This is a genomic window from Terriglobales bacterium (assembly GCA_035454605.1).
Lineage (GTDB): Bacteria > Acidobacteriota > Terriglobia > Terriglobales > Acidobacteriaceae > DATMAB01.
Genome location: DATIGQ010000029.1, coordinates 18,728 through 31,125, shown reverse-complemented (window position 1 = coordinate 31,125; position 12,398 = coordinate 18,728). Strand labels below are relative to the sequence as shown.

Here is a 12,398-nt window from a genome sequence, read left to right as displayed (position 1 = left end):
CGGCGGCCATGCTCGCCTTCTGCCGCGAACATGCCATTCCTCACCAGGTCTGTGGAAAGCTGGTGGTGGCCACAAATCCGGAGGAGGTGACCGCACTCGACGGCCTGCTTCACCGCGGCCAGGAGAATGGCGTACCGAATCTCGAAGTGGTCGGGCCGGAGCAGATTCGCCACCTGGAACCGCACTGTTCCGGACTGGCGGCGCTGCGCGTGCCCGGCGGCGCCATCACCGATTACGCGGCCGTGACCCGCAAGTACGCCGAACTGGTGCAAGCGGCGGGAGGCGAGGTGCGCACCGCGGCACGGGTGGAAGCCATCCACCAGCAGAACGGGCGAATCATCGCCGAAACCCCAGCGGGCAAGTTCTCCGCTCACCGGCTCATCAACTGTGCTGGCTTGCACTCCGACCGGGTGGCTCGCCTGGCGGGCGCCGACCCCGGCGTCACCATCGTGCCTTTTCGCGGCGAGTACTACGAACTGACGCAGGCCAGGCAAGCGCTGGTCCGAGGTCTCATCTATCCCCTGCCTGACCCGAAGTATCCCTTCCTGGGAGTGCACCTGACTCGGCATCTGGACGGGCGCATCACCGCCGGACCCAATGCGGTGCTGGCCCTCAAGCGCGAAGGCTATCGCAAGACCGATCTGGACCTGGGTGACACCCTTTCCTTGTTCGGCAGGGCGTCCTTCTGGCGGATGGCGGCACGATACTGGCCCAGCGGCGTGGAGCAGATGTATCGCTCATGGAGCAAGAGCGCATTCACCCGCAAGCTGCAGCGTTTGCTGCCGGAGGTACAGGAGTCCGACCTGGTGCCGGGCCAGACCGGCGTGCGGGCGCAAGCGGTCGACCCGGACGGAAAACTCGTGGACGACTTCCGCATCGTCCGCGAGCAGCGCATGATCCACGTGCTAAACGTGCCCTCGCCCGCCGCTACGGCATCGCTGGCCATAGGCAAGGTCATCGCGCAGATGCTGGAAGAGATGGGCTGATTCGCAGCGTACCTCGCGAACCCACTAGTCCGCCGCCGAGGTAGCGCGTCTCCGCTTGGCTTCTCCGGCTTCCAGAATCAGCTCCACTTCCGCGGCATCCACATCACTCACCATTGGGATGCCGCTCACGCGACTGGCTTCCGGGGTGAGCGCGGCGATGTCGCTGCGGCTGATGTACTCGAGGGAGAACTTGCGCGCGCCGGCCATCAACTGCCGCAGCCCCTGGGCCAGGCGCTGGTAGTACGTGTAGATGCCGAGGGCGCCGGTGGGCAACTGGCTGAAGCGGTCGCCGAGTTTCTCCCGCAGCTCGGGGGCGGACACGAAAACCTCGTCGACAGTGGTCCCAAAGCGCTCGATGTAGATAGGCAGGCTCTGCGCCTCGATGGACTTCCCGATGGTCTTGGCGACCATGGCCGCGGCCAGCGGCGAGCGCGCCATGCCGATCAGCTTCACATAGGGAGCGCACAGCGCGAATCCCTTGAAGATCTGGTCCTCGAAGGTGAAGCCTCCGGCCAGGGCAATGGGTGGAACATATTCGCCCTTCTTCTCCAACCGCGCCAGATACTCTTTCAGCAGGGAGAACAGCTCGATTCCCGGAACGCCCCACTCGTTCATCATGCGCCAGGGGGACATGCCGGTGCCGCCGCCGGCGGCGTCCACGGTGAGCAGGTCGAGCTGGGCCAGGGACGCGTACTTCACCGCCCGCGCCAGATCGGCGGGACGATAGGCGCCGGTCTTCAGGGTCACGTACTTCGCGCCCAGCTTGCGCAACTGCTCCACGCGCTTCATAAAACCATCTTCCGTGACCATGCCCACGCGCGAGTGGCGCTCGAATTCGTGAAAGCTTCCTTTCTTGAAGGCGTCGATCACCAGCGGATTGGAAGGGTCGGGCAAGACCACGTAGCCGCGGTGCTGCAGCTCTTGCGCCTTGGTCAGGTCCTTGATTTTCACCTCACCGCCAATGTCCTTGGCTCCCTGGCCCCACTTCAGCTCCACCGCCGTCACGCCCAGCTTCTCGATGGCGTATTCCTGCACGCCCAGTTGGGTGTCTTCCACGTTGGCTTGCACGTAGACTTCGCCGTAGCCGTCCATCTGCCAGTCGCGGAAACACTTCACCCGCCAGGCCAGGTCCACGCTGGAGACGACCTTGCCGCCGGCGAAGGTGGATTCCATGTCCATCCCCACCACGTTCTCGCCGATGGCGATGCCGGTGCCGGTGATGGCCGCGCCGGCCGCCAGCCCCGGCCAGTTGTTCTTGGCCACGTTGGTGGAACCCATGGCTGCCAGCGTGAACGGCAGCTTGTAACGGATGCCCTGGTCGCGTCCGATGCCGACCTCCAGATCCACGTTGGGGAACAGAGCGCGGTTGGAGTCCGGCTGGATGCCCCAGGCGCCGGTCGCCCGTCCCAGGATGGTGAAGTGCGACAGGTCCACCGGGTAGTCCTTCACGCCGGCGGTGGTGACGATGCCGAAGGGCTGCGGATAGATCATCTCGGGTCCGCGGTAGGCGGACTTGCCGATCTCGCACATTCCCACGCAGCCATCCACGCAGGTGGCGCACATGCCGCTGATGGGGACCACGGCGTCTTCCGTGCGATTCTTGGTCAGCGTGGCCGCGGACGCATTCAGGCGCGAGTAGGTCATTTGAGTTCTCCTGTCGGAATCTTGAGAAGTTCGTTCTTGACGCGGACGTCGGGACGGAACGGCCCGCTCAGCTCGCAGGCGTGGCACGGATCCAGAGAGCACATGGCGTGGTCGTAGCTCTGCAAGCAAACGGTGGCGAAGTTCAGGCAGCCGCTGCACAGCGTGGTGTCGGCCTGCGGTCCGGCGCAGCGCAACTCGCACACCGGGCAGATGTAGAGGCAGGCGCCGCACTGGCGGCAGCGGTCGGAAGTCATGTCGAAGGGACGGGAGACGCGCCGGTTGCTGCCGCGCCCGGCGAACCCGATGGCCCCGGCCATCATCTGCTGCTCGCACATGCGCACGCAAAGCCCGCACTGGATGCAGATCTCGTGCTCGGCGTCGTAGCGGCATATGTTGGCGCCGTAGCGGGAGGCCAGGTCCTGGATGCGCTTGGACGAGGGACAGGTGGCAACATACAGCTCCAGCAGCAGGCGCCGCGCACGCTCCACGCGCTCGGAGTGCGTCCACACCACCAGGCCGTCCTCGGCCGGCAGCGTGCAGGCGCTCAGCAGCTTGCGCGTACCGTTACGCTCCACCTCGACCACGCACAGGCGGCAGGCACCGGCGGGAGTGAGCCCGTCGTCGTGGCAGAGCGTGGGAATGGGCAGCCCCAGGAAGCGCGCCGCGTCGAGCACGCTCATGCCGTGTTCCACCTCGGTCTCGATGCCGTTGATCTTCAGACTGGGCACGGGATCGCTCCTGTCGAAACCAGCACGGCCTTGGGTTGGCACACCTCCATGCAGGCGCCGCAGCGCGTGCACTTGGCAGCATCGATGGTGTGCAGCTTCTTTTTCTCGCCCAGGATGGCTTCCCCGGCGCACACCTTCACGCACGCGCCGCAGCCATCGCAAAACACGGGGTCAATCTCGTAATAGATGAGCTGCTTGCAGACCTTGGCCGGGCATTGCTGGTCGCGGATGTGCGCCAGGTACTCGTCGCGGAAATAGCGCAGCGTGGTCAGCACCGGGTTGGCCGCCGTCTGTCCCAGCGCGCACAACGAGGTCTGCCGCATCAGCCAGCCCAGGTCCTCGAGCAGGGCCAGGTCTTCTTCTTTGCCATGTCCGGCGCAGATGCGCGTCAGGATCTCCCGCATGCGCTGGGTTCCCTTGCGGCAGGGGAAACATTGGCCGCAGGATTCGTCCTCAAGGAATTCCATGAAGTAGCGGGCCACATCCACCATGCAGGTGGACTCGTCCATGACCACCATGCCGCCCGAACCCATCATGGAGCCGGCCTTGGTCAGCTCGTCGTAGTCGATGGCCAGGTCGATCAGGCTGGCGGGGATGCAGCCGCCCGAGGGTCCGCCGATCTGGATGGCCTTGAGTTCCTTGCCCCCGGGTATGCCGCCGCCGATCTCGTAGATCATCTCCCGCAAGGTGATTCCCATGGGCACTTCCACCAGGCCGGTGTTGTTGATCTTGCCCACCAGGGAGAAGACCATCGTCCCCTTGCTTTTTTCCGTGCCGATGGCGGCGTACCATTCCGGCCCGCGGTTGAGGATCACCGGCACGCTGGCCCAGGTCTTGACGTTGTTGATGACCGTGGGCCGGTTCCAGAGTCCGCGCTGCGCCGGATAGGGAGGTCGCGGCTGCGGTTCGCCCACTTTGCCCTCGATGCTGCGGATCAGCGCCGTCTCTTCCCCGCAGACAAAGGCGCCGGCGCCTTTCACCACGTGCACACGGAATCGCTGGCCGCTGCCCAGGATGTTGTCGCCCAGCAGGCCATAGTTCTCGGCCTGCTCGATGGCGACCCGCAGATGCTCGACCGCCAGCGGGTACTCGGCGCGCACGTACACGTAGCCTTCTTCCACGCCCAAGGCGAACGCCCCGATGATCATGCCCTCCAGGATGCTGTGCGGGTTGCCTTCCAGCAGGGAGCGGTCCATGAACGCGCCGGGATCGCCTTCGTCGGCATTACATATCAGGTAGCGGGGAGCCGGATTCTGCCGGCAAAAGCCCCACTTCACGCCCGTGGGAAATCCCGCACCGCCCCGGCCTCGCAAACCCGAGCGCTTCACCTGGTCGATCACTTGCTCCCACGTCATGCCGGAGAGCACCTTGCCCAGCGCCGCGTAGCCGCCCACGTTCAGGTAGTCGTCGATGTTCTTGGGGTCGATGCGGCCGTTGTTGCCGAACAGCACCCGGCGCTGCCGGGCGTAGAACGGAACTTCGTCCTCGCGCACGACCGCCTGCCCGCTCGCAGGATCTCTGTAGAGCAGCTTCTCCACCGGGACGTGGCCGTCGGCGATGCTGGCGACGATGGCGCGCGCGTCGCTGGAGGCCACCTTGTTGTAGAACGTGCCCTCCGGCCAAACGATCATGATGGGGCCGCGCTCGCAAAAGCCGTGGCAGCCCGTGCTCTTGACGTCCACCCCGTCCTTCAGGCCGGCCTTCTCCACGTTCTTGCGGAGCGCCGTCAACACGTCCCCTGCACCCGCCGCCGTGCAGCCGCTGCCCGCGCATACGGTCAGGCAGGGGCGCGTGGGGTCGCGGGTCGCGGCCAGTCGCGCCCGGTAGGCCTCGAGTTCGTTAACGGACGCCAACCGTGGCATTGAGCTCTCCTGTGGCTACTTTCTCTTCTTCAACACGCTGCGGCTGGCGGTATTTGTTCAGCACGCTGCGCACCCGGGCCTGCGTCAGGTGGGGATGGGTGTTGGCATCCACCCGCACCACCGGCGCCAGGCCGCAGCAGCCGATGCATCGCACCGTGAGTACCGTGAACTCACGGTCTGCGGTGGTGCCCGGTTGCGGCAGCTTAAGCTCGGTCAGGATGCGGTCCAGCACCCGCGGCGCGCCGCGCACATGGCAGGCGGTTCCCAGGCAGACCTGCAACTGGTGACGGCCCCGCGGCACCAGGCTGAAGCAGCGGTAGAACGTGGCAATGTGGTAGACGTCGGTGAGAGGAACCCTCAGCTTGCGGGCTACGCGTTCCAGCGCCGCGTACGGCAGGTAGAAGTACTTGGCCTGAATCTCTTGCAGGATGGCGATGAGGTTAGCGCGCCGGTCGTCGAACTGCTCCAGTATGGGTTCCAGCTGCTCGACCGCTTCTTCCATGGACATGATTCCGATCTCACCCCCGGGAGGACGTCCGTGCCCTCCCACCTTGTCGCTGGGCAGCCGGCTCCGGATCAGGCCGGCTTCACTTACTCCTTGGGACTGCGGCGCAGTGGATGATTCCCCGGCCAGGGACGCAGCTCGCGGCAGTCTTTCGCGGCCGCGGCCGTCTCCAGGAGCTGGCTCGAATGGGGCAGCTCGTGCGTGATCTCGTCCAGGTAGACCTGGATCTTGCGCCCCAGTTCCGGATCCGAGAGCTTCCGGACCACGTCCGAGTGGTTCATGTGGCCATCGCCGTGACACATCGGACACAGCACCTTGCCGGTGTTTTCCATTGGTCGGCACCTCCTGCGCTGAAAAGAGGCTCCGAGGAGGCGCAGCAGACGGGCCGCGAGGCAAATCCTGCGAAGTCGCTTCCCTGCCTTCCTAGGCTCGCATCCCGTCGCTTCGGCGGCTGTGACCGGAATCACGACCGGCAGTGACACCCCTCGACCAGCGTCGGCAGAACCAGGTGTAAGCGATTGAAGAGATTGAAGCGGTCGCAAGGACCCTGGCGAGCTACGGCTTTTTCAATCGACACCCTACGCCGGTCGCTTACTCGAGTCTGGTAGACCTGCGCCGGCCCCGACGGCAGATTCGAGCATCCCGTTCAGCAGGCCCGAGGCGGACAGGTAGAGCGGCGAGGCCGACCTTTCCAGTTGCGCCTGGAAACGGGCGAGCCACAGCTTGCAGTGTTCGTCCAAGAATCGGTCATAGGCTCGTCGGGCAACGGCCGCCTCGTCTTCGAGACCCTCGTGCGATGCGAAGGCCACCTTCACCGCCAGATAGCTCAGGAAGTCCAGCTCGACGGCGAGATGGTCCGGTACCTCGGCAGGCGGTGGAGTGGGCCGGTAGGCGAACGCCTCATAGAAGCCCGAAATGTCGGCGAGCATGGGACCACGACCCGCCAGCGCATTGTCATCGTAGGACGAGGCACAAGCGGGAATGCCTCCCGCGCCGAGCACGCGGTGAAACTCTTGTTCGCACTCCGCCAGCGTCAGTTGCTGCCGCATCTCTGCCATCTCCCGAAGTTCCGCGGAGACTTCCGGCATGAGCCCAAGGAGCTCCGCTTGCGTTTCCTCGGTGGGCAACCGGAAGTACAAGGAGAAGAAGCGCCAGGCAGCCGCCCGGGCCAGCCAGCTCAAGACTTCCTGTTCGGCAGACGTAATCATCATTTCTCCACCAGCTTGAAGGGGATCCACCCGGAGCGCATCTTGCGCGACCCGGTGTGTTGCTTGTCTCCGTCCCAAATGGCGAATGCGACGTAGCCGCGCTTACCGACCTCCAAATCGCCCAGTTCGGCGCCCGGACGCAGCGGACGCGCGATGGTGGTCATCCACTTCCCGTCCTTCCACACGCCATGTCCGCGCGCTGTCTGTGCGGGTGTAGGCGTGGTATTGCCGAAGCCCTCGGCCATCAGCACTTGCACCGGGCCGGCGTTGGAACGCGCCAGGATCGGATTGCCAGCGGCGCGGGCGGGCGCATAACGCTTCTCCATCTCTTCCCGCGCCGAAGGATTGGCCTGGAAAGGATAGTGATCGGGCGCGGCGTTCGGGTACAGGGTGGCGATGCGGTCGCCCTTGCCGGCCGCGCGGCGCTCGTCATCGTCCTGCCAAAGTGACTTCCAGTACCAGATGCGTACCCCTTTGCCGCGCTCTCCCATGGCCGGGCTGGGCACGTCGGCAGCCTGCGCCAGCGGGAACTGAATGGCGGCGGCGTCCGATCCCTTTCCCGGCCGTGGAATGAGGTCTTGCGTGGCGTCTTCCCACTCCAGGCGGAACACGACCCAATCCCCGTTGTGCAGCGCTCTCACGTTCACCAGCGTGACGCCGGGCTCCAGCAGCTTGGGCTCGGCAATGTCCTGCACCATCAGCTTGGCCGGATGTTCGGTAGCCTGCTGCCAGAGCGACGACGTCGGATCCTCGAACGGCAACGGGGCGGACACGTATTTCGCGGCCACCTGCTGGGTGTCCACCTGCGGTCCACGCTTGCAGCCTGCGAGCGCGATCCCCGCGATAAGGAAGAGAACAAGAATCCTGCGGCGCATGCTGGTCTCCTTCTACGTCGTGTTGCTGCGCATGATCTGGTAGATCCGGTCCTGGGCCGGCCGGAAGTGCACCGGCTCGTAAATCGGCACGCGGACGATCTCTTTGCGATGGTCGTCCAGGGCCACCGCCTGGTCCCCCACGATCTTGAAATAGGGGATGGTGTGTTCCGTCGAGCCGAAGAGCGCGAACAGGCCGGCCAGGGTCTTGTCGTCCTTGGCATTGCGATAGGTCTGGATGGCCGCCTCCACTCCGGGTCCGAACATCTGCTCCAGGAAAGGCGGCGGAACCTGGATCGGGGGAACGTAGTACACGTTCGGCTCCAGCCCGTACTGCGGGTAGAGCGGCAAGGCCAGCTTGCGCACGTGCACCAGGTAGTCCACGGGATTGTCTTCCTTCGCTTTTTCCGGCGGCGAGATCCATCCCTGCAGCCGGATCTTGCCGATGCAGTTCACGAAGCACTGTGGCTGGATCCCTTGCTCGATCTTGGGGTAGCACGCGATGCACTTCTCGCTGGTGCCGGTGGAAGGATTGAAATACACCTTGCCATACGGACACGCCTTCACGCACTCCTGGTATCCGCGGCAGCGGCTCTGGTCGATGACCACGATGCCGTCCTCCGGCCGCTTATAGATGGAAGAGCGCGGGCAGGACGCCAGGCACGCCGGGTAGGTGCAGTGATTGCAGATGCGCGCCAGGTAGAACATCCACATCTGCTGCGGCAAGCTCAAGTGACCGCCGCGCTCGACCGTTCCGTAGATCTCGTCCTCGCCCACGTTGGGGTACATGTAGTCGATGTCCAGCCGTTCGGTGCCCAGCACCCGCAGCCCGGACGGCGTTCCCTCGAACACCGTGCGCCCGGCGTATACGTTGCCCTCCCACTTCTGCGGGCCGAGTTGCTCGAGCACCTTCAGGTCCCAGGCCAGCGGGTAACTGCCGTAGGGCTTGGTCTCGACGTTGTTCCACAGCATGTACTCCTGCCCGCGGCCACTCGTCCACGTGGTCTTGCAGGCCAGGGTGCAGGTCTGGCACTCGATGCATTTGTTGATATCGAAGACGGCGCCGAACTGCCGCTGCGGGCGGTTCTCGGAGTACCAGTAGCTCATGGTGCGGCCGATTTGCCAGTTGTAGACGCGAGGCATGGCTTCACTTTCCCTTCTTGTTGATGAATTCGCCTTTCAGGTATCGCTGCATGGCGTCGTTCTCATAGCCGGGACGCAGGCCGAGTTCGGCCGGCCGCCATAAGCCTTTGGCATTCAGCCCGCCGGGCTCGGCCCGGGTGATCTTCACGATGGATTCGCGCGGCGAGCCGGTGGGACAGTGCGAATCCGGTAAGAAGCCCTGGCCCATGGCGTGACCCATCAGTTCCTTGCGGTTGAGCGAGTCGGTCATGAGCGTGGGCTTCAGCCAGCCACGCGTGGCGCTCTGATGACTGCCCTGGCGGAACATCGCCTGGTAGTTGGTTTCGGAGTTCTTGGCCAGCCCGTCCGGACGCGTCTCGGCGGCCTTCACACTGCCCGGCGTGGCGGCGTACATGTTGAACCACATGCGGGTGACGCCCCGCGGCGTGCCCGGGTAGTAGCGCGCCCGACAGAGCAGCCGCGCCACCTTGTAGGCCGGGTCGCTCTTCTTCCACCCGCGATATGGCCGGTCCGAAGGATCGGAGTCGATCCAGACGTAATCGCCGTCCTCGACACCGAGTTCCTTGGCATCTTCGGGATGGATGTCCACGTAGCCTTCAGTGACAAACGGCATGCGCTTGTCGTGCCGATAAAGGTCGCCGAACGGCCCGAAGAGCACCGCCACCATGTCCGTGTCGATAGGAGTGGTATGCGAGCCGTGGCGGTACTTGGGCGTATGGAAGATGAAGCGGTAGCCGTCCTTGGCCAGCGGGTGCTGCGTCTTGGCGACTTCGCTCCATGGCTTGATGACGTTGCGCACCTGGCGGGTTTCGCAGGACAGGTCGTCCTCCTCCAGGCCGTACACTCCCGGCGCTTCCGCGCGGAAGCAGGGATGCGGCGAACCCACGATGACGTTGGGCTCGTAGAAGGTCGAGTCCACCGGCTCGCGGTACACGGGCAGGTTTTCCCCGTAGGCAATGAACTCGTTCTCATCGCGGTAGAACTCCAGCCGGCCGGTGCGCGTGTACCAGGGCTTGGAGTCGTAGGTCTGCTCGTAGCCGCCGTTGCGCGGCGAGGTGCGGGTCATCATGAGCGCAGGAATGCCGTTTTTCGCTTTGCTCTCCAGCTCATCGATCTTGTAGCCCTTGGTGGCGGAACTGGCGGTGAGGATGCGTTGCAGGTAAACGTCCATGCGCCCTTCGCGCACGAACTTGAAGTAGTCCAGAATCCGCGTGTCGCCGGTGATCTTGGCCAGCTTCTCGGCCACGGCCGCCACAGCCTCGGCGTCGCCGCGGGTTTCGAAGATGCGCGGCAGCGGTGTGCGCGGAAAGACCTGCAGGAACGGATTGGTCACCGAGGCGGTCATGTCGGGCTGTTTCATCTCCGCCCAGGAATCGATGGCGAACACCACGTCGGCGTATTCGCAGGACGTGGACCACCACCATTCGTTCACCGCCACCATTTCCATCCTTGGCAGGACGTTGTTCACCACGTTGTAGTGCCACTTCACGTTGCCCAGGATGGAATTGGCGTTGGCGAACCACAGCGACTTGGTAGGCGTCGGCATGTGGCTCTTGCCGGTGAACATCCTCTTGCCCACTTTCAGCGGATGGTCTTCGTGGTTGTAGTAGTGGGCCGATTCCGCGCGCCAGTACTGCTTGGGGCGCGCCGGCTTGGCCGGGTCGAGTTCGACATCGAACGGGTTTTCCATCATGTACTGCGGCAGGCCGTTGAACAGCGCGATGCGATAGTTGCCGGCGTAGCTGCCGATGTTGCCGCCGATGTGGCCGATGTTGTTGGTCAGTGCCGCCAGCAGGAACTGCGTTCGATCCTTCAGGTCGTTGTTGAAGAACTGGTTCGGCCCCATGCCGATGGCGAACAGCGTGTTGCCGTTGTTCGCGGCAATGTCTCGCGCCAACTGCTCGATGCTCTGCTGCGGCGCCCACGTGATCTGTTCCGTGGCCGCGGGTGAAAAATTGTCCATGGCGTACTGCTTCACCAGGTCGAAGACCGGGCGGCAGGTCACGCGTTTGCCGTCTGCCAGCGTGACGTCGAACTTGCCTTCGAGCGCCGGGCTGAGTTTGGCTTTTTCGAAGTACGCTCCCACCATGTCGCGGGTGAGCGGCGCGGGAGCATTCTTCGCGCTGTCCCATATCACAGCGTCGTCCCATTGCTCGCGCAGGGCGGTGGGAACGTACTGCTGCTGCTGCACGCCAGGGGGAGGTGGTGTCTGCCCCTTGGGCAGCACGGCGGTGAAGTTGGAGAGCGGAGCAGGCGCTCGCGACGCATCCAGATCCGACGCCTTGAGCAGCTTCAGCGTGTCCATGCGAACCAGCAGGGGAAGGTCGGTGAAGCGCTGGACGAACTTCTCGTCGTACAGCTTGTCGCGCAGCAGGACGTGACACAGGCCGAGCGCCAGCGCCGGCGTCGTTCCCGGGCGCACGATGATCACGTCATCGCCCTTGTTGGCGGTGGCGCTGTATTCGCACGCGATCACCACCACTCGCGTCCCCTTCAGCCGCGCCTCGGTCAACCAGTGCGAGTCCGGCATCTTGGTGGTGATCCAGTTCATGCCCCACACCAGCACCAGCTTGGAGTGCTCCACGGAATGCAAGTCGAACTCCACCGTCTGGGTGCCCGTGACCATGGTGTGGCCGGGCGGGAGATCGGTGTGCCAGGAGTAGTTGTCCCAGCCCCGTCCACCCAGCGCCTGGTCGGGACCCACACCGCGGATCTTGGCGTCCATCAGCGCCAGCACGCCGGCCATGCGATACATCACCATGACGCGCGTCACGCCCAGCAGCGGCATGCCGCCGCGGAACTTCAGGCACTGCGTGCCTGCCCCCTTCATGGCCGCAATGGACTCCGGCTCGTAGTGCTGGGCCTCGAGCTTCTTCGCGCCCTCCGGACCGGAATAGGTCGTCGCGATGTTGTGCAGCGCGCGGGCTACATAATCCGAGGCCTGATCCCAGGTCATCTTTTCCCAGCCGTCCCAACCTCTCCGGAAATATTTCTCCGGGGGCTTGCCGTCAGAGTCACGCGGGAATCCCTGGTCCACCCACTCCTTGAATCCTTTGCGGATCATGGGATAGCGCACCCGGCGGTCGCCGTAGAAGCGGCGGGTGAGCGCCAGTCCTTTCTGGCAGCAGCGCGGATCCCAGCGGTGTGAAGTCTTGTTGCCCTGCAGGTCGGTCGCCTGTCCGTATCCCATGGTCGGCCCGATGCGCGTCACCACCCCGTTGCGCACGTAGGCGCGCAGCAGGCAGTTGTGCGTGTCGTTGGGCGCGCACAGGAAGACGAAGGAGTCATCCACCTTGAACAGGTCGCGGTAGACCTTTTCCCAGTCGCGGTCGGGATAGTGCTCCAAAGGATTCTCAATGGCGTCCAGGAACCAGGCCTGGGTCACGCCCGTGACCAGGGCGCCGAAGCCCATCGCCGATGCTTTTTGCAGGAATGCCCTTCGATCCATGT

10 protein-coding genes are annotated in these 12,398 nt (G+C 64.5%); 1 reads left to right on the top strand and 9 read right to left on the bottom strand.

Annotation, left to right across the window (positions count from 1 at the left end; genetic code table 11):
* On the top strand, positions 1-986 hold a 986-nt coding region (gene lhgO / locus VLE48_02050), incomplete at its 5' end, for an L-2-hydroxyglutarate oxidase (protein ID HSA91766.1).
* 24 nt (positions 987-1,010) lie between these two features.
* On the opposite strand, the gene VLE48_02045 is transcribed toward lhgO, so the two are convergent.
* From VLE48_02045 to VLE48_02005, 9 genes are all read right to left on the bottom strand, one after another.
* Positions 1,011-2,630: an FMN-binding glutamate synthase family protein gene (locus VLE48_02045; protein HSA91765.1), complete on the bottom strand. Its 1,620-nt coding sequence runs from the start codon at positions 2,628-2,630 to the stop codon at positions 1,011-1,013.
* Positions 2,627-3,358 (bottom strand): 2Fe-2S iron-sulfur cluster-binding protein, encoded by a 732-nt coding sequence (locus VLE48_02040; protein ID HSA91764.1) that lies wholly within the window; start codon positions 3,356-3,358, stop codon positions 2,627-2,629. Before VLE48_02040 ends, VLE48_02045 begins: the two co-directional genes overlap by 4 nt.
* Positions 3,346-5,220, bottom strand: a complete 1,875-nt coding sequence (gene nuoF / locus VLE48_02035) for an NADH-quinone oxidoreductase subunit NuoF (protein ID HSA91763.1) — start codon at positions 5,218-5,220, stop codon at positions 3,346-3,348. Before nuoF ends, VLE48_02040 begins: the two co-directional genes overlap by 13 nt.
* Positions 5,198-5,728 carry an NAD(P)H-dependent oxidoreductase subunit E gene (locus VLE48_02030; protein ID HSA91762.1) on the bottom strand — a complete coding sequence of 177 codons (531 nt, stop codon included), beginning with the start codon at positions 5,726-5,728 and terminating at the stop codon, positions 5,198-5,200. Before VLE48_02030 ends, nuoF begins: the two co-directional genes overlap by 23 nt.
* A gap of 83 nt (positions 5,729-5,811) precedes the next feature.
* Entirely contained in the window at positions 5,812-6,057 is a 246-nt protein-coding gene (locus tag VLE48_02025) for a hypothetical protein (protein ID HSA91761.1), read from the bottom strand.
* A gap of 246 nt (positions 6,058-6,303) precedes the next feature.
* Entirely contained in the window at positions 6,304-6,936 is a 633-nt protein-coding gene (locus VLE48_02020) for a molecular chaperone TorD family protein (protein HSA91760.1), read from the bottom strand.
* Entirely contained in the window at positions 6,933-7,808 is an 876-nt protein-coding gene (locus tag VLE48_02015; protein HSA91759.1) for an ethylbenzene dehydrogenase-related protein, read from the bottom strand. The genes VLE48_02020 and VLE48_02015 overlap by 4 nt, the downstream gene beginning before the upstream one ends.
* A gap of 12 nt (positions 7,809-7,820) precedes the next feature.
* Entirely contained in the window at positions 7,821-8,948 is a 1,128-nt protein-coding gene (locus VLE48_02010) for a 4Fe-4S dicluster domain-containing protein (GenBank protein HSA91758.1), read from the bottom strand.
* A 4-nt stretch (positions 8,949-8,952) separates the two neighbouring features.
* Positions 8,953-12,396: a molybdopterin-dependent oxidoreductase gene (locus tag VLE48_02005; protein ID HSA91757.1), complete on the bottom strand. Its 3,444-nt coding sequence runs from the start codon at positions 12,394-12,396 to the stop codon at positions 8,953-8,955.
* Between the last annotated feature and the right edge of the window lie 2 nt (positions 12,397-12,398).